At 63.3% G+C, this 24,191-nt stretch carries 24 protein-coding genes; 10 read left to right on the forward strand and 14 right to left on the reverse strand.

All coding sequences use genetic code 11. From position 1 onward, the window contains the following. Positions 1-32: 32 nt before the first annotated feature. The gene (locus tag MHM88_RS16715) at positions 33-356 is read right to left on the reverse strand and encodes a hypothetical protein (RefSeq protein WP_239367656.1); all 324 of its coding nucleotides are present in this window, start codon (positions 354-356) and stop codon (positions 33-35) included. 240 nt (positions 357-596) lie between these two features. On the opposite strand from MHM88_RS16715, the gene MHM88_RS16720 reads away from it, so the two are divergent. The 5 genes from MHM88_RS16720 (at position 597) to MHM88_RS16740 (ending at position 3,925) form a co-directional block, all read left to right on the forward strand. Further along, on the forward strand, positions 597-812 hold the full coding sequence (locus MHM88_RS16720; RefSeq protein ID WP_239367658.1) for a twin-arginine translocase TatA/TatE family subunit: 216 nt from the start codon (positions 597-599) through the stop codon (positions 810-812). A 7-nt stretch (positions 813-819) separates the two neighbouring features. Next, positions 820-1,308: a Sec-independent protein translocase protein TatB gene (tatB, locus tag MHM88_RS16725; RefSeq protein ID WP_239323378.1), complete on the forward strand. Its 489-nt coding sequence runs from the start codon at positions 820-822 to the stop codon at positions 1,306-1,308. Next, positions 1,305-2,195, forward strand: a complete 891-nt coding sequence (locus MHM88_RS16730; RefSeq protein ID WP_239323377.1) for a twin-arginine translocase subunit TatC — start codon at positions 1,305-1,307, stop codon at positions 2,193-2,195. Before tatB ends, MHM88_RS16730 begins: the two co-directional genes overlap by 4 nt. Before the next feature lie 169 nt (positions 2,196-2,364). Further along, positions 2,365-2,952: a YdeI family protein gene (locus MHM88_RS16735; protein WP_239367660.1), complete on the forward strand. Its 588-nt coding sequence runs from the start codon at positions 2,365-2,367 to the stop codon at positions 2,950-2,952. Between the two features lie 118 nt (positions 2,953-3,070). Then, a complete protein-coding gene (locus tag MHM88_RS16740; RefSeq protein ID WP_370687505.1) occupies positions 3,071-3,925 on the forward strand; it encodes an ATP-binding protein in 855 nt (284 codons plus the stop codon). Positions 3,926-4,094: 169 nt separating this feature from the next. On the opposite strand, the gene MHM88_RS16745 is transcribed toward MHM88_RS16740, so the two are convergent. From MHM88_RS16745 to MHM88_RS16760, 4 genes are all read right to left on the reverse strand, one after another. After that, a complete protein-coding gene (locus MHM88_RS16745; RefSeq protein ID WP_239367662.1) occupies positions 4,095-4,946 on the reverse strand; it encodes a GNAT family N-acetyltransferase in 852 nt (283 codons plus the stop codon). Between the two features lie 42 nt (positions 4,947-4,988). Then, positions 4,989-6,104: an ABC transporter ATP-binding protein gene (locus MHM88_RS16750; protein WP_239323513.1), complete on the reverse strand. Its 1,116-nt coding sequence runs from the start codon at positions 6,102-6,104 to the stop codon at positions 4,989-4,991. Positions 6,105-6,184: 80 nt separating this feature from the next. Further along, positions 6,185-7,303: a hypothetical protein gene (locus tag MHM88_RS16755; RefSeq protein WP_239367664.1), complete on the reverse strand. Its 1,119-nt coding sequence runs from the start codon at positions 7,301-7,303 to the stop codon at positions 6,185-6,187. 3 nt (positions 7,304-7,306) lie between these two features. Beyond that, on the reverse strand, positions 7,307-8,086 hold the full coding sequence (locus tag MHM88_RS16760) for an SDR family oxidoreductase (RefSeq protein WP_239323373.1): 780 nt from the start codon (positions 8,084-8,086) through the stop codon (positions 7,307-7,309). A gap of 210 nt (positions 8,087-8,296) precedes the next feature. On the opposite strand from MHM88_RS16760, the gene MHM88_RS16765 reads away from it, so the two are divergent. Then, on the forward strand, positions 8,297-9,316 hold the full coding sequence (locus MHM88_RS16765; RefSeq protein ID WP_239367666.1) for a Hint domain-containing protein: 1,020 nt from the start codon (positions 8,297-8,299) through the stop codon (positions 9,314-9,316). A gap of 101 nt (positions 9,317-9,417) precedes the next feature. Here the strand turns inward: MHM88_RS16765 and MHM88_RS16770 are convergent, their stop codons facing one another. Both MHM88_RS16770 and MHM88_RS16775 read right to left on the reverse strand, forming a co-directional pair. Next, positions 9,418-9,801, reverse strand: coding sequence for a hypothetical protein (locus MHM88_RS16770; RefSeq protein ID WP_239367668.1), 384 nt, complete (start codon positions 9,799-9,801; stop codon positions 9,418-9,420). 4 nt (positions 9,802-9,805) lie between these two features. Beyond that, positions 9,806-10,099, reverse strand: a complete 294-nt coding sequence (locus MHM88_RS16775) for a DUF883 domain-containing protein (RefSeq protein ID WP_239367670.1) — start codon at positions 10,097-10,099, stop codon at positions 9,806-9,808. Positions 10,100-10,448: 349 nt separating this feature from the next. Here MHM88_RS16775 and MHM88_RS16780 point away from each other — a divergent pair, with 349 nt between their 5' ends. The 4 genes from MHM88_RS16780 (at position 10,449) to MHM88_RS16795 (ending at position 15,122) form a co-directional block, all read left to right on the forward strand. After that, positions 10,449-12,056 (forward strand): peptide chain release factor 3, encoded by a 1,608-nt coding sequence (locus MHM88_RS16780; protein ID WP_239367672.1) that lies wholly within the window; start codon positions 10,449-10,451, stop codon positions 12,054-12,056. A gap of 56 nt (positions 12,057-12,112) precedes the next feature. Next, positions 12,113-13,066 carry a glycosyltransferase family 2 protein gene (locus MHM88_RS16785; RefSeq protein ID WP_239367674.1) on the forward strand — a complete coding sequence of 318 codons (954 nt, stop codon included), beginning with the start codon at positions 12,113-12,115 and terminating at the stop codon, positions 13,064-13,066. Between the two features lie 194 nt (positions 13,067-13,260). Further along, on the forward strand, positions 13,261-14,757 hold the full coding sequence (locus tag MHM88_RS16790; protein ID WP_239367676.1) for a DEAD/DEAH box helicase: 1,497 nt from the start codon (positions 13,261-13,263) through the stop codon (positions 14,755-14,757). A gap of 191 nt (positions 14,758-14,948) precedes the next feature. Further along, positions 14,949-15,122 carry an RSP_7527 family protein gene (locus MHM88_RS16795; RefSeq protein ID WP_239323366.1) on the forward strand — a complete coding sequence of 58 codons (174 nt, stop codon included), beginning with the start codon at positions 14,949-14,951 and terminating at the stop codon, positions 15,120-15,122. Positions 15,123-15,291: 169 nt separating this feature from the next. Here MHM88_RS16795 and MHM88_RS16800 read toward each other — a convergent pair whose 3' ends face one another. The 7 genes from MHM88_RS16800 to MHM88_RS16830 form a co-directional block, all read right to left on the reverse strand. Beyond that, entirely contained in the window at positions 15,292-16,959 is a 1,668-nt protein-coding gene (locus MHM88_RS16800; protein ID WP_239367678.1) for a ribonuclease J, read from the reverse strand. Beyond that, positions 16,956-17,738: a type III pantothenate kinase gene (locus tag MHM88_RS16805; protein ID WP_239367680.1), complete on the reverse strand. Its 783-nt coding sequence runs from the start codon at positions 17,736-17,738 to the stop codon at positions 16,956-16,958. Before MHM88_RS16805 ends, MHM88_RS16800 begins: the two co-directional genes overlap by 4 nt. A gap of 14 nt (positions 17,739-17,752) precedes the next feature. Beyond that, a complete protein-coding gene (locus MHM88_RS16810; protein WP_239367682.1) occupies positions 17,753-18,502 on the reverse strand; it encodes a biotin--[acetyl-CoA-carboxylase] ligase in 750 nt (249 codons plus the stop codon). An 88-nt stretch (positions 18,503-18,590) separates the two neighbouring features. Then, positions 18,591-20,027: an NADH-quinone oxidoreductase subunit NuoN gene (gene nuoN, locus MHM88_RS16815; RefSeq protein ID WP_239367684.1), complete on the reverse strand. Its 1,437-nt coding sequence runs from the start codon at positions 20,025-20,027 to the stop codon at positions 18,591-18,593. A 12-nt stretch (positions 20,028-20,039) separates the two neighbouring features. Further along, positions 20,040-21,608 (reverse strand): NADH-quinone oxidoreductase subunit M, encoded by a 1,569-nt coding sequence (locus MHM88_RS16820; RefSeq protein WP_239323361.1) that lies wholly within the window; start codon positions 21,606-21,608, stop codon positions 20,040-20,042. Next, positions 21,608-23,743 (reverse strand): NADH-quinone oxidoreductase subunit L, encoded by a 2,136-nt coding sequence (nuoL, locus tag MHM88_RS16825; RefSeq protein ID WP_239367686.1) that lies wholly within the window; start codon positions 23,741-23,743, stop codon positions 21,608-21,610. The genes MHM88_RS16820 and nuoL overlap by 1 nt, the downstream gene beginning before the upstream one ends. Continuing rightward, positions 23,743-24,189, reverse strand: coding sequence for a hypothetical protein (locus MHM88_RS16830; RefSeq protein WP_239367688.1), 447 nt, complete (start codon positions 24,187-24,189; stop codon positions 23,743-23,745). Before MHM88_RS16830 ends, nuoL begins: the two co-directional genes overlap by 1 nt. Positions 24,190-24,191: the final 2 nt, after the last annotated feature.

Genomic DNA, 24,191 nt, shown 5'->3' on the forward strand with positions numbered 1-24,191 from the left:
GAGAAATCTTTCACCTGCGCCGCACCTCAAGGTCAACCCATGGCAGGCGCCGGTTGCATCGTCCACATCTGCGTTTCATGCCGCATCACCAGGCTGCTCTGGTCGATCATGCGCATGATGTCGGCGGTGCAGTCGGCTTGCGGGAACTTGGCGCTGGCCTCCTGCGCAGCCGCTAGATCGGCCCAGATCACATAGTCCATCCAGGTGCCGTCCTCGCCCTTGGACAGGCGCCGGTCGACAAAGCCGCGCATGCCGCCGATGAAGCTCTCGGTCTTTTGGGTTGCGGCCACATAGTCGGCGTCGCTGACGCCCGGGTTCAGTTTGAAGGTTACCACTTCCACCACGGTCTTGGTCATCTGTCGTCATCCTTGTCTTGACGGTTTCGATGATCCTGTCCTAGACCAGAGCAACTGACACAAACCTGTCAGTTGAGTGCGGGCCTGCGGAAAAAATCGCAGATCCGGGGCCGAACGGAGGGCGCGATTGCCAGCCTGTGCTTTGCTCCGGCCCATGCAGCGCCTAACACTCAAGGCAGGACACCGTATTTCGGCGCATCGGACCAGGTCCCGCGCCCCGCATAACGAAAGGCAAACCCCATGCTGAACAACATCGGCCTTCCCGGCATTCTCCTCATCGCTGTCGTGGTTCTGGTTCTCTTTGGCCGCGGCAAGATCTCTTCGCTGATGGGCGAAGTGGGCAAAGGCATCACCTCCTTCAAGAAGGGCATCAGCGAGGGCAGCAAGGAGCTGGAAGACGACGCCGCCGCAGAGGCCAAGGATGTCACCCCCGAAGCCGACAAAGACAAGGTGTAACCCCTAGATGTTCGATCTTGGCTGGACCGAGCTTCTGGTCATTGGCGTTGTGGCCCTGATCGTGGTCGGGCCCAAGGATCTGCCCAAGTTGTTCCGCAACGTGGGCCGCTTCGTGGGCAAGGCACGCGGCATGGCCCGCGAATTCAGCCGCGCGATGGAAGACGCGGCGGATGAGGCGGGCGTCAGTGACATCCAGAAGAGTTTTAAAACGGCGACGAACCCGATGGGGTCGGCGATGGACAGCGTCAAACAGGCCACGCGTGACCTGACCGATTCCATCGACCCGACGAAATTCGACCCCGACAGCGAGACCGGCAAGCTGGCCGCAGAACGGGCCGAAAGCGCCAAGAAGATACAGGCCGCCACCGCGCGGGCCGCGGCAGAGCGCAAGGCCAAGGAGGCCGCCGAGGCGATGGCCAAGGCAGAAGAGGCCGAGGCGGCACTGTCTGCACCAGCCAGCAGCGCGCCGTCTTCCGACAGTGAGACCAAGGCATGAGCCAGACAGAAGATCTTGACGATTCCACAGCGCCGCTGATCGAGCATCTGGCGGAGCTGCGCAGCCGCCTGATCCGGGCGGTGATCGCCTTTGCCGTCGGCATCGTGCTGGCCTTCATGGTGGCAGAGCCGATCCTGCAGTTCCTGGTGGCCCCGATCGAGCAGACCCTGCGCGAATTGGGCGATCCCTCCCCGACGCTGCAATATACCTCGCCGCAGGAATATCTGTTCACGCTGTTCCGGATCTCCATGGTGTTCGGCTTTGCGCTGTCCTTCCCGGTGATCGGCTTCCAGCTGTGGCGGTTCGTGGCACCGGGTCTCTACAAGAGCGAAAAGGGCGCGTTTCTGCCGTTCCTCATTGCCTCGCCCTTCATGTTCCTGCTGGGCGCAAGCTTTGCGCAGTTTGTGGTCACGCCGCTGGCGATGCAGTTCTTCCTGGGCTTTGCGGACGTGAGTTCGATCTTTGCCGGTCTGTTGTCGCAGGCCACCGGCGGCGAAGTGCCCGCGGATGTGGCAGTGGTGCCGGAAACCTCGGAAGGGGTGAAAATCACCTTCTTTGGCAAGGTGAACGAGAGCCTTGATATCACGCTCAAATTCATCATGGCCTTTGGCCTGTGCTTCCAGCTGCCGGTGCTTCTGACCCTGATGGGCAAAGCCGGTCTGGTGAGTGCCGAGGGGCTGGGCGGCATGCGCAAATATGCGGTGGTGGCCATTCTGGTGCTGGCCGCGCTGGTCACCCCGCCGGATGTCATCACCCAGGTGATCCTCTTCACGGTGGTCTACGGGCTTTATGAGGTGTCGATCTTCCTCGTCGCCCGTGTCGAGAAAAAGCGCGAGGAACAGCTGCGCGCCGAAGGCTACTACGATGACGAGCTGGACGGCGAGTAAGCTCCGCCCCCTGCAATGACCCAATCAGAAGGCGCGTCCCACGGGGCGCGCCTTTTTTTGGTCTCGGCCCGGGCCGGCCGGCGGGGGGCTCGCTTTGGGGCGCAACTGGACAGCGGCGCCGGCGCGCGGCACTCTGGTTGCGATTTGAGTACATCATTGGAGCCCAGCCATGTCAGTGTCAGATCCCAGGGTGGAGGCGTATTTTGTCGCCTTGACTCGCTGGCAAGAACCGCTCATCGCCCTGCGCAGGATCCTGCAAGACAGCCCGCTGGAGGAGGATTTCAAATGGAATTCCCCTTGCTACACCTACAAAGGCAGCAACCTCGCCACGCTCTGGGCGATGAAGGACTATTGCTCGGTCTCGTTCTTCAAAGGGGTCCTGCTGGAGGACCCCGATGCGCGTCTGGTCGCCCCCGGCGCCAATTCCCGGTCCATGCGGGTGATGCGGTTTACCACCGCGGCCGAGGTGGCGCGCGACGCCGATCAGCTCCGCGCATTTGTCGGTCAGGCCATCGCAGCCGAAGACGCCGGTGTGACCGTCCCCTTCCCGAAGGATGATCTGGAGTGGCCGGAAGAGCTGATCGCCCGTCTGGAGGCGGATGCCGCACTGGCCGAGGCGTTTGCCGCGCTCACGCCGGGGCGGCAGCGCGGCTATGTCCTGCATGTGTCGGATGCCAAACAGGCCAAGACACGCAACGCCCGGATCGACAAACACGCGCCGCGCATCCTCGCCGGCAAGGGACTGCACGACCAGTGACCCACCACCCCGTCGCTTCCGGGGGGCGGCAGCCGGGGCCGGATCTGGCGGCTGCCTCTTGCCGGGTGCGGCGGAACATGGTTTGTCACGCCCAAGACGTACAGGAGGACCCCGAGCGATGGCGCAGGATTTGGATCACGACACACTCAGCCGCATTGCCGAGGCGCTGGAGCGCATGGCCCCGGCCCCGCTGGCGACACCGGATTTTGCGGCGGCTTCGGGGTTCGTCTGGCATGTGGGCCCGGACCGGCTGGAGCCGGTGCCCGAAATCAACCGGGTGGAGCTGGATCTCCTGGTGGGGATTGACCGCTCGCGCGACACGCTGTTGGACAACACCCGCCGGTTTGCAGCAGGTCACGCGGCCAACAATGCGCTGCTGTGGGGCGCGCGCGGGATGGGGAAATCCTCGCTGGTGAAGGCGATCCACGGCTCCCTGGTGCCCACGCATCCCGACCTCAAACTGGTGGAGCTGCAACGGGAGGATCTGCCCTCGGTCGCGCGTCTGCTGAACCATCTGCGCGGCGCGCCCTACCGGTTCATCCTGTTCTGCGATGACCTGTCGTTCAGCCATGACGACCAGCACTACAAGAGCCTGAAGGCCGTGCTGGATGGCGGCATCGAAGGCCGGCCCGAGAATGTGGTGTTCTACGCCACCTCCAACCGCCGCCACCTGATGCCCCGCGACATGATCGAGAATGAACGCTCCTCCGCGATCACCCCCTCCGAGGCGGTGGAGGAAAAGGTCTCGCTCTCGGATCGTTTTGGTCTTTGGCTTGGGTTCCACCCCTGCAACCAGGACGCCTATCTGGCGATGATCGCGGGCTATTGCGCCGCCTATGGCGTCGAGGTCGATGCCGAGACGCTGCGGGCCGAGGCGATCGAATGGCAGGCCACGCGTGGCGCGCGGTCGGGCCGGGTGGCGTGGCAGTTCTTCACCGATCTGGCCGGGCGCAAGGGGGTGGCGCTGCGTTGACATTGGCGCAGGTCCCCGCCGCGTCCCGTCAGGGGCGCGGCGCCCGGCCCAACGGTTTTGATCGCCGCCCTGCGGCGGTGGAAACGGGCGGGAGCGCCCCCGGCGGGCCTTCTACCCCAAGGGCGGTCGTCCCCGATCCCCGGTCACAGCGCCCTTCCTCAGGTAGCCCCTACCCGAGTTCGAAACTGGTCACGCCGTAGATCAGGTCCTGTGCCACCTCGGGCGCCTTGCCGCGATACATTCGCGCGGTCTCGAACACCGGTTGCAATCCCAGCGATTTCGCCAGCTCTACCGCGCTGGTGTTGGTCTCGGGCACGTCGAGAAAGATCTCCTGATCCTGCGGCCAGTCTTTCAGCAGCCCCGCCAGAACCGACAGCGCCGCCGCCCGATGGGTGGCCACCAGCGGGCCGATCTTGGCCCCGGTGCGACAACGGCGCAGGGTGCCGAACCCCTGCATCTCGCCGTCGGCATGTACCGCGATGCTCACATGCCCCGGCGCGCTGAGCCAGGCCTGCCAGAAACTCGGCCGCGGCGCGGGAAACACCCGCGCATCCAAACCCGCCACCTCGGGCGACAGCCCGTCGAGCCAGGTCAGCGTAAAGGCATCCGACACCTTGAGCCGCCCCTTGGGCACCCCGCCGAACCGGATATTGCGCCAGGCAAATTCGAACCCGGAACGGCGATAGGCCTCCTGCTGCGCCACCACCCCGTCGAGCCCCACCGTGCGCCGGCCGGCATGCTCCAGCGCCTTTTGCCACAACGCATAGCCGTAGCCCTGCCCCCGGTGCACCGGGTCAACGATATAAAAACCGAGAAAGGCAAACGCCGCGCCATAGGTCACGACCGAAATACAGGCAATCATCTCGCCGTCGAGGAAACCGCCCCAGAACCCCTGACCGTCCTGCACGGCGAAACAAGCCGCATCCTGGGCGCCCGGGTTCCAGCCCTCGCGCGCGGCCCAGTCCACGGCGGTGTCGATTTCATCCCGCGACAGCGGGCGGATTTCATAGTGTTCCAACATGGCGACCTCCGTCGATTCCGCGGCCACCATGACGGAGGAAGATCACCGTGGAAAGACGAAACACCGATCACGCGGAACCGTCAGCCACATCGCGCGCCCCACCGCCGGCAGAAAGACATTGGGCACCGTCGCCTTCAGGATCGACCCGTCGAAATCCATACGGAACTCGACCAGGCTCTCATTGCCGAGAAACCGCGCCCGCTGGACCACGCCACGGGCGGGCACGCCCTGCGTGTGGGTAGCCTCCGGTCCGCGACCGTTGCGGTCGAAATCGATACGGATGTGTTGCGGGCGAAAGACGATCTCCACATCCGTGCCATCCGGCACCCCGGGCGCCAGGAACTGCCCGAAGGGCGTATCCGCCAGAGCGCCGTTGACCCGCGCCGGCAGCGTGTTCACATCGGAAAAGAAGGCCACCGCCGCCTTGTCCACCGGGCGGGTGTAGACATTGTAGGGCGCCCCCTGCTGCACGATCCGGCCATCGCGCATCAGCGCGATCTCGTCGGCCATGCGCATCGCTTCCTCCGGTTCATGGGTGACCAGCAGGACCGCGGTGTCCTCCTCTTTCAGCAGGCTCAGTGTCTCATCGCGAATACCGTCGCGCAGCCGGTTGTCGAGCCCGGAGAAGGGCTCATCCATCAGCATGATCTTGGGGCGCGGCGCCAGCGCCCGGGCCAGCGCCACCCGCTGCTGTTCGCCGCCAGACAGCTGATGCGGATACTCGTCGATATACTGGCCAAGCGAGACCCGATCCAGCAGCTCGCGGGCGCGGGCGCGTTTCTTCTCCTTCGCGCCCTTCAGGCCAAAGGCGACGTTGTCCCCGACGCTCAGATGCGGAAACAGCGCAAAGTCCTGAAACATCAGTCCGATTTCGCGCCGCTCCGGCGGCACGCGAAACACGGTGTCGCAGATCAGGCTGCCGTCGACATAGATTTCACCAGCGTCCTGCATCTCCACGCCTGCGACCATGCGCAGGGTGGTGGACTTGCCACAGCCCGACGGGCCGAGGAGACAGGTGACCTGCCCCGGCAGGACCCGGAGGGACACGTCATCCACCACCGCGCGCCCGTCAAAGAAACGGCGCAGGTTGCGGATCTCCAGCCGCGGCGTCACCTCATGGCCGTCAGCCTGGGCGGGCGGCAGCGCGGATTGGGTCATCTGCTCGGACATTGCGGGGCCTTCTATCCTGTGTCGGGTGCACATTGGGGCATCGCGGGCTGATACCAAGCCGGCGCAGGTCAGGCAAGGAGCTCCACCTCGCCTTCGGCCCGCGGCACCCCATTGACCAGCAGCGTCACCCGATGCGCCCCCGGCAACAATGTAAAGGTGGAGGCCTGCGCCTTCAGCGGATGCGATTTCTGCAGGCTGAGCCCGTCGGCGCCGAGGCTGCCGGTCTTCCACTTGAAGACCTTGGTGGCGGTCTTGCCACCGGCGCGCTGAAAGGTCAGCGCATAATCCACGAGCACCCGCGCGCCCCGCGCCCCCTGCACATCGGCCCCGAGGGCCAGCTTGTCGCCGATGCGCACGCTGGCGGGCAGTTGCAACCGCGCGGTCAGCTCCAGATCCGGGTCATAGCCCAACAGCCGCAAGGCCCGTGGATCGCCCGCCTTCACCAACCCGCGCAGCGCGTGTGCGGTGATCCAGTCCAGCTCTTTCTGCGCCTGCATCCCCTGCCCTTGCCAATCGGTCAGCCGGTCGATGACGATCTGCGGCTCCTTCTTGGCAATGTCGTTGAGGTGGTTGGCAACCGATCGGGTCACAAAGCGCGCCGGATCCCGATGCAGCCGGTCGAGGATCGGCAGCGGCGCCTCCAGCGGCAGGTTCACCGCCAGCCCCCAGGGCAGACGCGGCCGGCTGCCCTCGCTGGCCAGCCGGCGCACGTGGTAATGGTCATGATCCGTCCACTGCATCATGCGGGAGAGCACCGGATCGGGCCAGCGTTTCAGCAGGGGGCGCAGGGCAAACTCCATCGAAAAGCGCTGGGTGAGCGCTTCGAGCGTGTCGAGCGCCAGCGGCAGATCAGCCTCCTGCGTGGTCAGCGCCGTGACCCATTCGCCCAGCGGGGCAAAGATGAAATCGCCGAAATCGTCATCGCGCAAGCTCGGATCAAGCGGCGGCGGCAGGGCCGCCGCGATCACCGGCGCCACCTGCGACAAGGGGCCCGGCACATGCACCGCAAGCTGCTCGGCAATCCAGTTGATACGGTCCTTCAGCTCCAGATCCAGCAGCCGCGCCATCACCGACGCCTCGAACCCCGCAGCGTCGAAATCGGAGGTCGCGCCCGAAAACAGACCGGCGAGGTAGCGGGTCTTCTGAAGATTGAACAATTGATCCTTCAAGGAGAATTTCTCAGCCATGGATCAGATCGTCATATTGGTGGCACCACCGTCCAGGAGGATATTCTGGCCCACGATAAACCCTGCGTGCTGCGAACAAAGGAAGGCGCAGGTTGCGCCGAACTCCTGCCGGGTGCCGTAGCGCCCCGCCGGAATGGTGGCGGCGCGTTGGTCGCGGGCCTCGTCGAGACTGATCCCCTGGGACTGCGCCACCCCGGTATCAAGCGACACGGCCCGGTCGGTGGCATGGATCCCCGGCAGCAGATTGTTGATCGTCACGCCCGCCCCGGCCACCTGGCGCGCGGTGCCCGCGACATAGCCGGTCAGCCCGGCGCGGGCGGAATTGGACAGGCCCAGCGCTGCGATCGGCGCCTTGACGGATTGCGAGGTGATATTGACCACCCGGCCCCAACCCTTGTCCATCATTTCCGGCAGCAGCGCTTTCATCAGCGCGATCGGCGTCAGCATGTTGGCATCAAGCGCGGTGATGAAATCGTCGCGGTCCCAATCGCTCCAGACGCCCGGAGGCGGGCCACCGGCGTTGGTCACCAGAATGTCGACCCCTTTGGCGCGTTCGATCAGCTCTGCGCGCGCGCCTTCATCGGTCACGTCACAGGCGGCCGTATCCACGCGGACGCCAAACCGATCCCGGAGATCCTGCGCCGAGGCTTCCAGCGCCTCGGCTCCACGGGCATTCATCACCAGGTCGACACCGGCCTCTGCCAATGCTTCTGCACAGCCCAGACCCAACCCTTTGCTCGATGCACATACCAATGCGCGCTTTCCGCGAATACCCAGATCCATGACACTTCTCCCCATGCGTGTGGTTTGCCAGACCCTGCCAGCCGCGCAGGGGATTGACCAGCCGGGACGGAGCGCCCGGACCAGAATTTTTCCCGCCAGCGCCCGGTTCTCGCCCAAGTGTGAACCTAGTGTTTACCAAGACCCGCGCAATATCGGGTGTCCTGTACGAGGCGCCGCGCCCCCTGAAACCCAAAGCCTGGACCACCGCGCATGATCAACGTGAGCCGCACCGCCCATTCCATCCAGTCGCTGCCGGCCTATCCGGCGGACCTGTTCCGCGCCAGTTTCGGCGTGAACGCAGGCGATCCGATCGGCATCCTGGACGAGCTGGTGATGGATGATGTCTATGAATTGCGCAGCAGTGCCAGCCCGGCGCGGCTGGGCATTTGCGCGCAGCTGGATGGCGGGTTTTCCGTGCATCACGACAGTGCGCTCGGCACGCCGGGGGCGCCCTTGTTCCTGGATGGCGTCGTGACGCTGATGCCGGAACTCGGCGCTGCGGTGGAGGCGCTGTTGATCGTCGAAACCGATCCGGAGGGCATGATCGCGGCGATCTACCTGCTACCACAGGCCCCACTGGCCCCGTTCACTGGCTATCGTCTGGTGAACGGCACGCGGCAGGGCCTGCAGCACCGGCTGGCGCAAATGTCCTGCGTCGCCTTTGCGCGCGGCACCCGCATCACGCTGGCCACCGGCGCGCAGCGCGCCATCGAGGATCTGCGCCCCGGTGATCGCATCCTGACGCGCGACAGCGGCGCGCAGCCCATCACCTGGATCGGCCAGACAACACTGCGGGCGGTTGGGGAAATGGCGCCGATCCTGATCCGCAAGGGGGCGTTGAACAACGCCCGCGACCTGCTGGTCAGCCCGGATCATCGGCTGATGGTCTATCAGCGCTCCGATGCCCTGCAGGCGGGTCGGCTGGAACTGTTGCTGCGCGCCCGCGATCTGGTCAATGGCGATACCGTGGTGGTGCAGGATGGCGGTTTTGTCGACTATTTCCAGATCCTGTTTGACCGGCATTACATCATCTATGCCGAGGGCATCGCGGCGGAGTCGCTCCTCGTGGACCCGATCTCGCAGCCGACCCTGCCGGCAGACGTGCAATGGCGCATGCGCAGCACGCGACGCCATGGCGCGCGGGCCGATCATGGGCTGGACGTCAAGCGGCCGCTTCTGGAAGAGCGGCCGGATGCGGTGGACCTGCTGCGGCGGGCCTCGCTCCGCTGATCTGTGCCCACCGGCAGCGGAGCTGCGCGTACACTCACCCCCCGCAACGTCGGCGCCTGTCGCGGCACGCAGGCCCCGGCCCGCTGACGAGCGGGCCGCAGTCAGTCACCGCGCCGCTGTTGCATCCGGGCAAAGCCCGCACCTTCGCTCATGCCAGCGAGAAACGCATCGGCAACCCCTGGCGCGGTCGCCGCATGACCATTGGGATGCGCCACCGGCGGCGCGGTTGCGGCCGGGGCATCCTCGCGGTCAGACATCCGGTCTCCGACCATCCCCTTCAGCAGCAGGAACACCCCTGACAGGCCAAACCAGATGCAGGTCAGCACAAAGGCGGCCATCGCGTGCCCCTGCCCCGCCTGCAGCAATGCGACATAGAGCGAGGCAGAGCCAAACCCGGCACCAACCGCGGCACACCCTGCACTCAGCAGGGAGAACTGGACCCGGCGCGCTCCACGCCGGGCCTTTGATTTGATGTGACCCAGCATCGGATCAGCGGCGATTGCTCAGATACCCAAGGGCAAAGCCCAGCCCGGCCGCAATTGCGGTGGCGGTCAGGGGCTGCGCGCGCACCGCGTCTTCGGCCTGACGGGTCATCTGGGCTGCGCCATCGGCCACGGCCTGGCTCTGTTCGCGTGCAGTATCCCGCGCGGCATCCCGCGCCCTGCCTGCGCGATCCTTGGCGAGGTCGGAGACGGATTTGCTGAGCGCGGAAATGTCGGAGCGCAGCACGTCCATCTGGGTTGCAATGTCTTCGGTGGACGGGGCGGCTTGATCCTTCGGCATGGGAAATTCCTTTCCGTTTTGTTTCGCGTTCGCAGAGGAAACGTGACGCCGCAGGATTTTGTTCCGCGAAAATTTAGGGGGGTCGCAATTCCTCCCGCCCCCGGTCTGGTGTCTCGTCTGACGACAAGACGCCCAGTCCGGCGTTGGGCATGGCTCACAGCCCCGGTGCGGGGCTGTGAGCCTCGCCGGGCCGAATGGCCCGGCGCCCGGCCCAACCGGACGCGGGGTGCCCCGTATGGGGCGCACCGACGGATGGGCGGGAGCGCCCCCGGTCCTGCGTCCCCTCCGATCATGGCACAGACACCGCTTTTCCTTGCCTCGCACCCGCTTTCTGGCTAAGGCCAGCCTCATGTTGGACACCGCTCATAACCGCCCCGATCTGCCGCCGGAAATCGCGCGGCGCCGCACCTTTGCGATCATCTCGCACCCGGATGCGGGCAAGACCACCCTGACCGAGAAGTTCCTCCTCTATGGTGGTGCCATCCAGATGGCGGGCCAGGTACGTGCCAAGGGCGAAGCCCGGCGCACGCGGTCGGACTTCATGCAGATGGAAAAAGACCGCGGCATCTCCGTCTCGGCCTCCGCAATGTCCTTTGATTACGGCGATTTCCGCTACAACCTCGTCGACACCCCCGGCCACTCGGACTTTTCCGAGGACACCTACCGCACGCTCACGGCGGTGGATGCAGCCGTCATGGTGATCGACGGTGCCAAGGGCGTCGAGAGCCAGACCCAGAAGCTCTTTGAGGTTTGCCGCCTGCGCGATCTGCCGATCCTGACCTTCTGTAACAAGATGGACCGCGAAAGCCGCGACACCTTTGAAATCATTGATGAGATTCAGGAAAACCTCGCCATTGATGTGACACCCGCCAGCTGGCCCATCGGTGTGGGGCGCGATTTCATCGGCTGTTATGACCTCTTGCGTGACCGGCTGGAGCTGATGGACCGCGCCGACCGCAACAAGGTTGCCGAGAGCATCTCCATCAACGGGCTCGATGATCCCAAACTGGCCGAACACGTGCCCGAACACCTCTTGGAAAAGCTGCTCGAAGAGGTCGAAATGGCGCGCGAGCTGCTGCCCGCACTCGACCCGCAAGCGGTGCTCGAGGGCCATATGACCCCGATCTGGTTCGGCTCTGCGATCAACTCCTTTGGCGTGCGCGAGCTGATGGACGGCATCGGTGCCTACGGCCCCTTGCCGCAGGTCCAGTCCGCCGAGCCCCGCCAGATCGCCCCCGAGGAGAAGAAGGTCGCGGGCTTTGTCTTCAAGGTGCAGGCCAATATGGACCCCAAACACCGCGACCGCGTCGCCTTTGTGCGACTGGCCTCCGGCCATTTCAAGCGCGGCATGAAGCTGACCCATGTGCGCACCAAGAAACCGATGGCGATCTCCAACCCGGTGCTGTTCCTCGCCTCCGACCGCGAGCTTGCCGAAGAGGCCTGGGGCGGTGACATCATCGGCATCCCCAACCACGGCCAGCTGCGCATCGGCGACACGCTGACCGAGGGCGAGGCCTTGCGCGTCACCGGCATTCCGTCCTTTGCGCCGGAACTGTTGCAAGGCGTTCGGGCGGGCGACCCGATGAAAGCCAAGCATCTGGAAAAGGCGCTGATGCAATTCGCCGAAGAAGGTGCTGCCAAGGTGTTCAAACCCTCGATCGGCTCCGGCTTTATTGTCGGCGTCGTCGGCCAGTTGCAGTTCGAAGTGCTCGCCAGCCGGATCGAGATGGAATACGGCCTGCCGGTGCGTTTTGAGGCCAGCCAGTTCACCTCGGCACGCTGGGTGCATGGCGACAAGGCGGCGGTGGACAAATTCACCAACGCCAACAAACAGCACATCGCCCATGATAACGATGGCGACATCGTCTATCTGACGCGTCTTCAGTGGGACATCGATAGGGTGGAACGGGATTATCCCGACTTGAAACTCTCCTCCACCAAGGAAATGATGGTCTGAGACCGCGGGCGCCCTTCACCGGGCGCCCGTTTTCAATCAGCCAGGCAGGTGTTGAGATGCAAGATCCCGCAGCCCCGGGAACATGGGGCCTCGTCGCGACGCTCAAGGCCGAGGCACGCGCGATCCTGAACTTTGCCGCCTGGCACCTTGAACAGGGGGCCCACCGGCTGTTTCTCTATCTGGACGCGCCCTGCCCCGCGGCCCTGCCGCATCTCAAGGCGCATCCGCGCATCCGGGTGATCGAGACCACCGAGGCCCATTGGCAAAAACGCCGGGGCCGGGTGCCGCAGAAACATCAGGTCCGTCAGAGCCTGAACGCCACCCGTGCCTATCGCCGTCAGGCCCGCGACCTGGATTGGCTGATCCATATCGACGTGGATGAATTCCTCTGGTCGGACACGCCAATCTCGGCGCATCTGGCAGGCCTCGCGCCCGACACGCTCTGCGCCCGCGTGCGCCCCTTGGAACTGCTGGCCGGCAGTGCGGATCACTACAAGGCGCGCCTCCCTGCCGGTAAGGACGCCGAGGCGACGGGCACCCGTCTCTATCCCCGGTTCGGCAGCTACCTGAGGGGCGGGTTCATCAGTCACGTGCAGGGCAAGCTGTTCGTGCGCACCGGCCTCGACGATGTCGATCTGCGCATCCATAACGTCTTTGTCGGCGGGGCGGAGAATCCCGCCCAGACGGAGCTGGACGCGGTCGACCTGTGCCACCGGCATGCGACCGACTGGGATCATTGGCTGCACCACTACCGCTACCGCCTGCAAAAAGGATCCTACCGATCAGATCTGCGCCCGGCGAAACCGCGCGCGGCAGGCGGTGTCACACTGCACGAGGTGCTGTCCGCGCTCGAGGCCGAACAGGGCGAATCTGGGCTGCGCGCCTTTTTTGACGAGGTCTGCGCCGATGGTCCCGAATTGCGCCGGCGGCTTCAGGCGGAGGGCCTGTTGCGCACCCGCCCGCTGGCCCAAACGCAGGCGCGGCAGAAACATTTCCCCGACTTCCGCTGAACTGTTCCCAAAATACTGCAAATGCCCAGAACCTCCGGCGAATTCTCGGCGGAAATTCGCGATCATTTGACCATATCACGCAATTTTGCTATGTGCCGCCTCAACCGGGGACTCCTGTCTGTTCAGGCGTCCGACTGATACCGGCATAGAGACACACGCGCGGGCCAGGTCAGTGTCCGCAAAAACGGACGCATATGACAAAATTCACCGATCTGAACCTTAATCCGAAGGTCCTCAAAGCCATTGAGGAAGCAGGATATGAAAGCCCGACCCCGATCCAGGCAGGCGCGATTCCCGCCGCACTGGAAGGACGCGATGTCCTCGGGATCGCTCAGACCGGCACCGGCAAGACCGCCTCTTTCACCCTGCCGATGATCACCCGCCTTGCCCGTGGCCGCGCCCGGGCGCGCATGCCGCGCTCGCTGGTGCTCTGCCCGACGCGCGAATTGGCAGCACAGGTGGCGGAGAACTTCGACACCTACGCCAAACACGTCAAGCTGACGAAGGCCCTGCTGATCGGCGGCGTCTCCTTCAAGGAACAGGATGCAGCCATCGACCGTGGCGTTGACGTGCTGATCGCCACACCGGGCCGCCTTCTGGACCATTTCGAGCGCGGCAAGCTGCTCTTGACCGGCATCGAGATCATGGTGGTGGATGAGGCCGACCGGATGCTCGATATGGGCTTTATTCCCGACATCGAACGCATCTTCTCGCTGACGCCCTTCACCCGCCAGACGCTGTTCTTCTCCGCCACCATGGCGCCGGAGATCGAGCGCATCACCAATACGTTCCTCTCCGGCCCCGAACGGGTGGAGATCGCGCGGCAAGCGACCACCTCCGAGACGATCGAACAGGCGGTGGTGATGTTCAAAGCCTCCCGCAAGGATCGCGAAGGCAGCGAGAAACGCCGCGTTCTGCGCGAGCTGATCAATCAGGAAGGTGAAGCCGTCAAAAACGCCATCATCTTCTGCAACCGCAAAACCGACGTGGATATCGTCGCCAAATCGCTGAAGAAATACGGCTATGACGCCGCACCGATCCATGGCGATCTGGATCAGAGCCAGCGGACAAAAACGCTGGACGGGTTCCGCGATGGCGCGCTGAAGATCCTCGTGGCCTCTGACGTGGCCGCACGCGGTCTGGATGTCCCGTCGGTGAGCCATGTGTTCAACTTCGACGTGCCCGGCCATGCCGAGGACTACGTGCACCGCATCGGCCGCACCGGGCGCGCGGGTCGCGACGGCAAGGCGATCACCATCTGCACCCCGCGCGACGAGAAGGCGCTGGATGCGGTCGAAGGCCTGGTGCAGAAGCAGATCAACCGGCTGGACAACCCGGTCAAGCCGGCGCCGCGCAAAGCCGCCGCCAAGGACGCAGCGGATGCGCCCGAGACCACCGACAAGCCCAAACCCAGCCGTCGCAGCCGCAGCCGTGGTGGCAACAGCGAGGCCGCTGCGGAGGCACAAACCGCCGCACCGGCGCCTGCACCCGCCCCCGAACAGGCGGCTGAACAGCCGACCACCAAGGCAGCAAACAAATCCGACCGTGCAGACAAGCAGGACAGCCAGAAATCCGGCAAGTCCCGTGGGCGCGGCCGCAAGGATGATCGCCGCGACGACAAGGTCGTGGGCATGGGCGATCATATGCCCAGCTTCATCGCGCTGAGTTTCGACGAGCGTCGCGCCAGCTGACCCTTGATCGGATCGCTTTATCGGAAAACCGCCCTGCCCCAGGCACGGGCGGTTTTTTGTGGCCACGCGTGATCCCCCAATCGGTGCTGCATTGCAGCAGCGGCATAGCGGGATTGCCGAGCTATGCGATGTCATCAGGCCCGACATCCTCTACATCGGCTGTATCAACACGATACCCCCAAGGTGATGTTATGGACTTGATGACAACCGCACCGCTTCTGAGCGACGATCTGAAAGAAATCGAACTGCGTGCCCGCAAGATGCGCGCCGAAGCCTTCCGCAGCATGTTGTTGGCCATCGGTGCCGGTCTTCAGCGCGTGATCAAGGCCCCGGCCCTGCTGCTGAGCCGCCCGCGCCACGCCTGATCAGGGCTGCGGCCTTCTGCCGACCTGCGCTCTTGCGAAAAACGCCCGGACCAGAGCGGTCCGGGCGTTTTCCGTTTCAGAGGCCTGCGCCCCCTTCATCTTTTCAAAAATACCTCGGGGGTGAAGTGATCCGAAGGGGCACGAGGGGGCAGCGCCCCCTCCTCCGCGATCAGCGCATACGGCTGACGACAACCGTCACTTCGGGCTTCTTGCCGATCTCGGACTGGGCGGTCTGACGCGCAATACGCTTCAGTTCCTGTTCCAGCTTATCGTCATCCTTCAGCGTTTTCTTGCCCGCGCGCATCAGGAACTGGTTCAGGTCCTCTTCCATGACCTCGGCCAGCGTGGCGTTGGACTGACCGGTCTCGGCAAGTCCCTTGAGGTCCACCCAAGGTTCGCCAAGCGGCTCGTCCTCTTCATCGAGGATGGCCGTGACCACCACATGACCGTTGAGCGCCATACGAATGCGGTCGCGCACGATGCCATCCATGGCGCCAATCTTGACCGAACCGTCCAGATAGGTGCGGCCCGTGTCGATATAGTCGGCCACTTTGGGCGTATCGCCCGTGAGGTCCATCATCATGCCATTGACGGCAATGGCGGAGGCGATGCCCTTGTCCTCGCCGAGGCGCGCATGCTGGCGCAGATGGCGGTGTTCGCCGTGCATCGGGATCAAGATCTTGGGCTTCACGATGTCATGCATCTGCTCAAGGTCGGGGCGGTTGGCGTGACCAGACACGTGATAGAGACCAGAGCTGTCATCCACCACATCAACGCCCTTCTCGGAGAACTGGTTGATGATCCAGATCACGCCTTTTTCATTGCCGGGAATGGTCTTGGAGGAGAACAGGAACAGATCGCCTTCCTTGAGTTCCATGCCGCGATACTTGCCACGGGCCAGCTGCGCGGAGGCGGCGCGGCGTTCGCCCTGCGATCCGGTGGTGATCAGCATCAGGTTTTCGCGCGGAATATCAGCCGCTTCCTCGGGTTGCACCACTTTGGGAAAATCGCTCAGCACACCGGTTTCGATCGAGGCTTCGATCATCCGGCGCATGGCACGGCCCAAGAGCACAATAGAGCGCCCTGCCCGTTCGCCCGCCTGCGCCAGCGTTTTGACGCGCGCAACGTTGGAGGCAAAGGTGGTCGCCGCCACCATGCCGGAGGCCTCTGCGATCAGCTTGGTGATGTTGTCGCCCAGATCGCTCTCGGAGCGGCCCGCATGCGGTGAGAACACATTGGTGGAATCGCACACCAGCGCCAGCACGCCGTCCTTGGAAATCTCGGCCCAGAGGTCGGGATCAAAGGCCTCGCCCACGATGGGGTTGGCGTCCAGTTTGAAATCACCAGTATGGATCACCCGGCCTGCGGGGCTGTCGATCACCAAACCACCCGATTCCGGGATCGAGTGCGAGATGGGCACCGCGCCGATGGTGAAGGGGCCGAGCTTGGTCACTTCGGGCCAGGGCGAGATCGTCACCACGGCGTCGGGGTCATGGCCCTGCTCTTCCATCTTGCGACGGGCGATATTGGCGGTGAAGGCGCGCGCATAGACCGGCACATTGAGGCGGTTATAAAGATGCGCCACCGCACCGATGTGGTCCTCGTGGGCGTGGGTGATGAAAATCCCCTCCAGCTGATCGGCGCGTTGCGCCAGCCAGCTGATGTCGGGCATGATCAGGTCCACGCCGGGGGTGGTGTCCATGTCCGGAAAGGCCACGCCCAGATCCACCAGGATCAGGCGTTCCTTGCCCGGCGCGCCATAGCCATAGACGTAGGCGTTCATGCCGATTTCACCTGCCCCGCCGAGGGGCAAATAGATTAAACGTTCACTGCTCATGCGTGAGTACCGATATCCTTATTATGTTCGTGGATGCGCCGCAGACCTTGCATGGTCAGGTCATCCTCGTATGCGTCAAATAGATCTGCTGTCTGCTGGAAGAGCGGCGCCAGCCCGCCGGTTGATATGACTGTCATCGGCACGCCGGATTCGGTCTTGATGCGATCGCAGATCTCGCGCACGAGGCCGACATAGCCCCAGAACACGCCGGATTGCATACAGGCCACCGTGTTGGTGCCGATGACATTTTGTGGTTTCGAGATGTCGACATGGGGCAGCGCGGCGGCGGCGTGGTGCAGCGCCTCAAGGCTGAGGTTCACCCCCGGCGCGATGACGCCGCCCACATAGGCGCCGTCCACGGCCACCACGTCGAATGTGGTTGCGGTTCCAAAATCAACGACGATCAGATCGCCGCCGTATTTGTGATACCCGGCGACCGTATTGACCAGACGGTCAGGGCCGACGGTGGTGCCTTCGTCGACGCGCACATCCACCGGGAGCGCGCATTCGGGTTTGCCCACCACCAGCGGGCGGGTCTTGAAATAGCGGTCCGAGAGCACACGCAGGTTGAAGACCACGCGCGGCACGGTCGACGAGATAATCATATCAGTGATCTGCGCCTTGATGCCTTGCAGGTTCATCAGGGTGGAGAGCCAGACATAATACTGATCTGCGGTGCGCTGCCATTCGGTCGAGGTGCGCCAATGGCCGATCATCTGATCGCCATCCCAAAGCGCAAAGACAGTGTTGGTGTTGCCGCAATCAACCGCGAGAAGCATGTGCCCCGCCTCCGTCAGAAAAAGATATCCGCGGCGGGGATGGTGACTTTCCCCTTTGCGGTCTTGAGAACGAGGTTGCCCGCGTCGTCGATGGTTTCAAAGGTGCCCGAGGTTTCCTCGCGCGCGGTGCGGGCGGTGATCACCTCACCCAGCTTGGCCGCCCGTGACAGCCACAACTCGCGGATGGGCGCAAAGCCGTAGGTGGTGAACTGGTCCTCATGGCGGGCAAATGCAAGGGCAAGCGCCGACAGAAACGTCTCCGGATCGACACGCACGCCGGTTTCCGACTGGAGCGACACCGGCCAGACCGCACCGGGCTCCAGCCATTCCTTCATCGGGGTTTCGGCCAGATTGACGCCAATCCCGATAGAGAGATGATCGACACCGGATTTGGCGCCCGCGCTTTCAAGGAGGATGCCTGCAAGCTTGCCACCATTCAGCAGCACATCATTGGGCCATTTGAGCGCCAGACCGCTGGTGCGGCCAGTCACGGTCTCCACGGCGTCATAGAGCGCAAGTGCGGCGACAAAGCTGCGCAGGGCGATCTGGTCGGGCGTGCCCTCGGGGCGATAGACCAGCGTGCCGGCAAAGTTGCCCTTGGGATCGGTCCACGCGCGTCCGCGCCGTCCGCGGCCTTTGGTCTGGCGCAGGGCGAGTATCCACTCCGGCCCGGGAAGGTCGGGCGCAAGGCGGGCGGCCTCGTCCAACGTGCTGTCGACTTCTGCCAGCACACGGCGCCCGTATCCGATCGGCCAATCTGTCATGCGCGCCCCTTTAGCACCCGGTGTGACAAAAGGCAAAAGGCCCGGTCGCGCCGGACCGGGCCTTTTGTGAAATTTTTGCCTGCGATCATCAGTTGACCAGCATGGCCGCTGCAGAGGCCGCGGCCCCCTCGACGCCAAAGGTGGTGACAACCCCGACCAGCATCAGCCCGGCCCCAACCGTAAAGAAGGCCAGCAGCACCGGCGAGCGGGAGGTTTCCACGTCATCACCCTCCGCGCCGAAGTACATGAAGAACACGATGCGCAGGTAGTAGTAGGCCCCGATGACCGAGGCGATCACACCGGCAATCGCGAGCCATGCCATGTCCGCCTCGACCGCGGCGCGCAGCACGAAGAACTTGCCAAAGAAGCCCAGCATCGGCGGCACGCCCGCAAGCGAGAACAACAGCACCAGCATGCCAAGCGCGCGGCCCGGCTCACGCTTGGCGTATTGGTTCAGCGCGGCGATGTCGGTGACGGGTTTGCCGTCACGGTGCAGCATCATGATGAAGGCAAAGGTGCCGATATTCATCGCCACATAGATCGACATGTAGATCAGCAGCGCCTGCACACCCAGCGCGGTGCCTGCTGCCAGACCGATCAGCGCATAGCCCATATGGGCAATCGACGAATAGGCCATCAGGCGTTTGAGGTCGGTCTGGCCAATGGCCGCAACCGCGCCGAGGAACATCGACAGCACCGACAGGAGCGCGATGACCTGGCTCCAGTCCTCGATCGCGTAGCCAAAGGCATCATGCAACACGCGGGCAAAGAGACCCATCGCGGCCACTTTGGGTGCGGAGGCAAAAAAGGCGGTGACCGGGGTCGGCGCGCCCTCGTAGACGTCCGGCGTCCACATGTGGAACGGCACCGCAGAGACCTTGAACGCCATGCCGGAGATCAGGAAGACGATCCCGAACAACAGGCCGATGGAGACTTCGCCGTGCTGGGCGACCTCGATGATGCCCGCAAATTTGGTGGTGCCCGCAAAGCCATAGACCAGCGACGCGCCGTAGAGCAGCAGACCGGAGGAGAGCGCGCCAAGCACAAAATACTTGAGACCCGCCTCGGTGGATTTGACGCTGTCGCGGCGCAGGGCGGCCACCACATAAAGCGCCAGCGATTGCAGTTCCAGCCCCATGTAAAGCGCCATCAGATCGCCTGCGGAGACCATCACCATCATGCCGATGGCAGAAAGCGCGATCAGGATCGGGTATTCAAACCGCAGCATGCCGCGTTTGGACATATAGTCCTGCCCCATCACCATCACGGCGGCGGCAGAGAACAGGATCGCAACCTTGGCAAAGCGCGCGAAGGCGTCGTTGACGATCATGCCGCCAAAGGCCTCGGTCGAGCCGGAGCCGGAGGTTCCGATCCAGATGCCCAGCACCACCATCAGCGCGGCGGTCACCCACACGAGCATCGGCGCCAGCTTGTCCTTGACGGTGTAGACAGCACCGAGCAGCGCCGCCATCGCAAAGACGGCGAGGATGATCTCGGGCAGGATCACGGAGAGATCAGCTTGCATCTCATCAGCTCCTTAGTGGGAATTGGTGGCGGCGACATCGACCTCGGCGGCATCCCAGAGGGGCCCCGCGTCGGCAACGGCCGTGTTGACGGATTGCACCAGCGCTTCGGTCGAGGGACCGATCACATCGGTGACGACGGACGGGTAGACACCAAGCAGCAGCGTCATCGCGATGAGCGGCGCAAAGATCCATTTTTCTCGGGCGTTCATGTCCTGAATGGCCTTGAGGCTTTCCTTGATCAGATCGCCAAAGACCACCCGGCGATAGAGCCAGAGCGCATAGCAGGCCGAGAAGATCACGCCGGTGGTGGCGACAAAGGCAACCCAGGTGTTTTCCTGGAAGGTGCCGACCAGCGTCAGGAACTCCCCGATGAAACCAGAGGTGCCCGGCAGGCCGACGTTGCCCATGGTGAAGAACATGAACACCAGCGCGTAGGCGGGCATGCGGATCACCAGACCGCCATAGGCGTCGATGTCGCGGGTATGCATGCGGTCATAGATGACCCCCACGCAGAGGAAGAGCGCGGCCGAAATGAAGCCGTGGCTCAGCATCTGGAAGATCGCCCCGTCCACACCCTGCTGGTTCGCCGCAAAGATGCCCATGGTGACAAACCCCATGTGGGCGACCGAGGAATAGGCGATCAGCTTTTTCATGTCGTCCTGCACCATCGCCACCAGCGAGGTATAGACAATTGCGATCGCCGACATCCACAGGACGACATCGGTCATCACCTCCGCCCCGATCGGGAACATGGGCAAGGAGAACCGCAGGAAGCCGTAGCCGCCCATCTTCAAGAGGATCGCCGCCAGCACCACGGAGCCCGCCGTCGGGGCCTGAACGTGTGCGTCCGGCAACCATGTGTGCACCGGCCACATCGGCATCTTCACCGCAAAGGAGGCAAAGAAGGCGAGGAACAGCAGCGTCTGCATGCCGCCCACCACGTGAACGCCCAGCACGTCAAAGCCCGCATAGGAGAACTCATGCGCCAGCAGCCGGACCATATCGGTGGTGCCCGCATCGAAATACATCGCCACCATCGCCACCAGCATCAGCACCGAGCCAAAGAAGGTGTAGAGGAAGAACTTGAACGAGGCGTAGATCCGGTCCTTGCCGCCCCAGATGCCGATGATCAGGAACATCGGAATAAGGCCGGCTTCGAAGAACAGGTAGAAGAGCACCATGTCCAGCGCCATGAACACGCCGAGCATCAGCGTCTCCAGCACCAAGAAGGCGATCATGTATTCCTTGACCCGGGTGGTGACGGACCAGCTGGCCAGGATGGTCAGCGGCATCACAAAGGTCGTCAGCAGCACAAACAGCACCGATATGCCGTCAACGCCCATCTTGTACTTCAGGCCAAAGATCCAGGCGCGCTCCTCGACGAACTGAAAGCCGGGATTGGCCGGATCAAAGCCCGCATAGATGAACAGGCTCACCACAAAGGTGATCGTGGTGGCAAAGAGCGCCAGGATCTTTGCGTTGCGTCGTGCGGCTTCGTCGTCACCGCGCATCAGCAGCGCCATGAACGCCGCCGCCAGCGCAGGAATGAAGGTTACGATGGAAAGGAGATTGTGATCCATCAGTGCGATCCTCCGCCGATCGACATCCAGGTGACAAGGGCTGCGATCCCCAGCACCATCCAGAAGGCGTAAGTGAAGATGTAACCGGACTGGGCCCGGCCAGCGAGACGGGTGAAGAAGGGCACGATGCCCATCGCCACACCGTTGAGGAACCCGTCAATGGTCTTGCCGTCGCCCTTCTTCCAGAAGAAGCGGCCAAGCGCCAGCGCCGGTTTGACAAAGACCACGTTATAAAGCTCGTCAAAGTACCACTTGTTCTTGAGGAACAGGTAAAGCGGACGCTGCTGCTGCGCGAGGCGTTTGGGCAGCTCCGGGTTCACGATGTAGAACAGGAACGCCAGACCAAGCCCCAGGAGCATGGCAATGAAGGGGGAGACCTTCACCCATTTTGGCGCAGCATGGGCGTCATCCAGAACATGGTTGTCCGGTGCCATATACAGCGCGCCCTCACCCGGTTTGCCAACAAAGGCATAGTGATGCTCGCCCTCGGCGCCATGGGTGGCATCCGTGCCGTGATCCGCCGAACCGTGGTCCTCTTCTGCGGCATGCGAGTCACTTGCGTGGTCGTCGCCGTGGGAGGCGGTATCGCCGTGCGCAACTGCCTCGGCCACCGGGATGCCGTAGAATTTGCCCACCTTGTCTGCGTGACCAAAGAAGGAGTTGTACCAGAGCATACCGGCAAACACCGCCCCCAGCGCCAGAACACCCAGCGGGATCAGCATGACCATCGGGCTTTCATGCGCGTGGTCATGGGTGTGCTTGTCGCCACGCGGTTTGCCGTAGAAGGTCAGGAAGATCAGGCGCCAGCTGTAGAAGGACGTCATCGCCGCCGCAATCACCAGCATCCAGAAGCCATACATGGACCCGCCCGCATAGGCGCTCTCGATGATGGCATCCTTGGACAGGAAGCCTGCAAACCCGATGTGGGTGAGCGGAATGCCAACGCCGGTGATGGCCAGCGTACCGATCATCATCGCCCAGAAGGTATAGGGGATCTTTTTGCGCAGGCCGCCGTAGTTCATCATGTCCTGTTCGTGGTGCATCGCGTGAATGACGGAGCCCGCCCCGAGGAACAGCATCGCCTTAAAGAACGCGTGGGTGAACAGGTGGAACATCGCCGCCGAATACATGCCTACGCCTGCGGCCACGAACATGTAGCCCAGCTGCGAGCAGGTCGAATAGGCGATCACGCGCTTGATGTCGGTCTGAACCAGACCCACGGTCGCGGCAAAGAATGCGGTGGTGGCCCCCAGCACGGTGATAAAGGTGGTCGCTTCGGGCGCAACCTCCATCAAGGGCGACATGCGGCACACGAGGAAGACACCCGCCGTCACCATGGTTGCGGCGTGAATGAGTGCCGACACCGGGGTCGGGCCCTCCATCGCGTCCGGCAGCCATGTGTGCAGGATCAGCTGCGCCGATTTCCCCATCGCGCCGACAAACAGCAGGAAGGCAATCAGGTTGGCCGCGTTCCAGTCGGTCCAGAGGAATGACACGGTGGTCTCCGCCAGATCCGGCGTCTCGGCAAAGATGGTGCCAAGGTTGATGCTGTCCGTCAGGAAAAACAGCGCAAAGATCCCGAGCGAAAAGCCAAAGTCGCCCACACGGTTGACGATGAAGGCTTTCATCGCCGCCGCCCCGGCAGAGGGCTTGCGGTAGTAAAAACCAATCAGAAGGTAAGAGGCAACGCCCACGCCTTCCCAGCCGAAGAACATCTGCACCAGGTTGTCGGAGGTCACCAGCATCAGCATGGCGAAGGTGAAGAACGACAGATAGGCAAAGAAGCGCGGCTTGTAGCTCTCGCCCTCTTTGTACTGCGGGTCGTGATCCATGTAGCCGAAGGAATAAAGATGCACGAGCGCCGACACGGTAGAGATCACGATCAGCATGATCGCGGTCAACCGGTCCAGTCGGATCGACCAGGAGGTCGACAGGCTGCCGCTCTCGATCCAGCGGAAAATCTCGATGATGCGGGTTTCGCCGTCAAAGGACAGGAATGTGATCCACGACAACAGCGCCGTGAGGAACAACAGGCCGGTAGCGGTCCACATGGCGGCTTTTTCGCCGATGATCTTATGGCCAAAGCCGCAGATCACCGCCCCCACAAGCGGGGCAAAGAGGAGGATGGTTTCCATTATTTTTCCACCTTTTGTCTCGACTGAGGCGTCCTCGGGTCTTCTTGAAAGGCCAAAGACTGAGTTGCCTCATCGCACAGACATGTATCGGGATTCCAGGCTATCCGCTCGATAAAACCTGGCTGTTCTCGCAGGTAACGCTCAACCGCATCGAGAGTAAAACGGCGTTTGGAGGTCGCCATCTTGTAAAACTCTCGCAGCAAGTAGGGCGAGTTTTCTGCAATTAATGCTTGGTTTGACTGGCAATGAAGCATGATTACGCGTTCTGCCTCGTCAGAATTTGGAGCGACCAAATCAGCCCGCATAACGGAACCGTAGTTCGTGACCCAGCGATAGCCTGTGCCGTCCGGATCATCGCAACCGGCGTCGTACCCGGTTGCAACAGCCGAGGTCGCGCAAAGCACACCCGCTGAAGTCAATATTGCTATGAAGGTCAATCCGCGCAACG

The sequence above is a fragment of the Epibacterium sp. MM17-32 genome (assembly GCF_022348205.1).
In the GTDB taxonomy this organism is placed as follows: Bacteria; Pseudomonadota; Alphaproteobacteria; order Rhodobacterales; family Rhodobacteraceae; genus Epibacterium.

Excerpts from the sequence above, each read along its gene's own strand:
- MHM88_RS16735 (WP_239367660.1), top strand. The coding sequence starts at position 2,365 with ATGTCAGTGTCAGATCCCAGGGTGGAGGCGTATTTTGTCGCCTTGACT.
- nuoL (WP_239367686.1), bottom strand. The coding sequence starts at position 23,743 with ATGGAAACCATCCTCCTCTTTGCCCCGCTTGTGGGGGCGGTGATCTGC.
- MHM88_RS16770 (WP_239367668.1), bottom strand. The coding sequence starts at position 9,801 with ATGCTGGGTCACATCAAATCAAAGGCCCGGCGTGGAGCGCGCCGGGTC.
- MHM88_RS16715 (WP_239367656.1), bottom strand. The coding sequence starts at position 356 with ATGACCAAGACCGTGGTGGAAGTGGTAACCTTCAAACTGAACCCGGGC.
- MHM88_RS16790 (WP_239367676.1), top strand. The coding sequence starts at position 13,261 with ATGACAAAATTCACCGATCTGAACCTTAATCCGAAGGTCCTCAAAGCC.
- MHM88_RS16760 (WP_239323373.1), bottom strand. The coding sequence starts at position 8,086 with ATGGATCTGGGTATTCGCGGAAAGCGCGCATTGGTATGTGCATCGAGC.
- tatB (WP_239323378.1), top strand. The coding sequence starts at position 820 with ATGTTCGATCTTGGCTGGACCGAGCTTCTGGTCATTGGCGTTGTGGCC.
- MHM88_RS16755 (WP_239367664.1), bottom strand. The coding sequence starts at position 7,303 with ATGGCTGAGAAATTCTCCTTGAAGGATCAATTGTTCAATCTTCAGAAG.
- MHM88_RS16795 (WP_239323366.1), top strand. The coding sequence starts at position 14,949 with ATGGACTTGATGACAACCGCACCGCTTCTGAGCGACGATCTGAAAGAA.
- MHM88_RS16810 (WP_239367682.1), bottom strand. The coding sequence starts at position 18,502 with ATGACAGATTGGCCGATCGGATACGGGCGCCGTGTGCTGGCAGAAGTC.
- MHM88_RS16745 (WP_239367662.1), bottom strand. The coding sequence starts at position 4,946 with ATGTTGGAACACTATGAAATCCGCCCGCTGTCGCGGGATGAAATCGAC.
- MHM88_RS16785 (WP_239367674.1), top strand. The coding sequence starts at position 12,113 with ATGCAAGATCCCGCAGCCCCGGGAACATGGGGCCTCGTCGCGACGCTC.
- MHM88_RS16740 (WP_370687505.1), top strand. The coding sequence starts at position 3,071 with ATGGCGCAGGATTTGGATCACGACACACTCAGCCGCATTGCCGAGGCG.
- MHM88_RS16730 (WP_239323377.1), top strand. The coding sequence starts at position 1,305 with ATGAGCCAGACAGAAGATCTTGACGATTCCACAGCGCCGCTGATCGAG.
- MHM88_RS16820 (WP_239323361.1), bottom strand. The coding sequence starts at position 21,608 with ATGGATCACAATCTCCTTTCCATCGTAACCTTCATTCCTGCGCTGGCG.
- MHM88_RS16720 (WP_239367658.1), top strand. The coding sequence starts at position 597 with ATGCTGAACAACATCGGCCTTCCCGGCATTCTCCTCATCGCTGTCGTG.
- nuoN (WP_239367684.1), bottom strand. The coding sequence starts at position 20,027 with ATGCAAGCTGATCTCTCCGTGATCCTGCCCGAGATCATCCTCGCCGTC.
- MHM88_RS16780 (WP_239367672.1), top strand. The coding sequence starts at position 10,449 with ATGTTGGACACCGCTCATAACCGCCCCGATCTGCCGCCGGAAATCGCG.
- MHM88_RS16750 (WP_239323513.1), bottom strand. The coding sequence starts at position 6,104 with ATGACCCAATCCGCGCTGCCGCCCGCCCAGGCTGACGGCCATGAGGTG.
- MHM88_RS16805 (WP_239367680.1), bottom strand. The coding sequence starts at position 17,738 with ATGCTTCTCGCGGTTGATTGCGGCAACACCAACACTGTCTTTGCGCTT.
- MHM88_RS16775 (WP_239367670.1), bottom strand. The coding sequence starts at position 10,099 with ATGCCGAAGGATCAAGCCGCCCCGTCCACCGAAGACATTGCAACCCAG.
- MHM88_RS16765 (WP_239367666.1), top strand. The coding sequence starts at position 8,297 with ATGATCAACGTGAGCCGCACCGCCCATTCCATCCAGTCGCTGCCGGCC.
- MHM88_RS16800 (WP_239367678.1), bottom strand. The coding sequence starts at position 16,959 with ATGAGCAGTGAACGTTTAATCTATTTGCCCCTCGGCGGGGCAGGTGAA.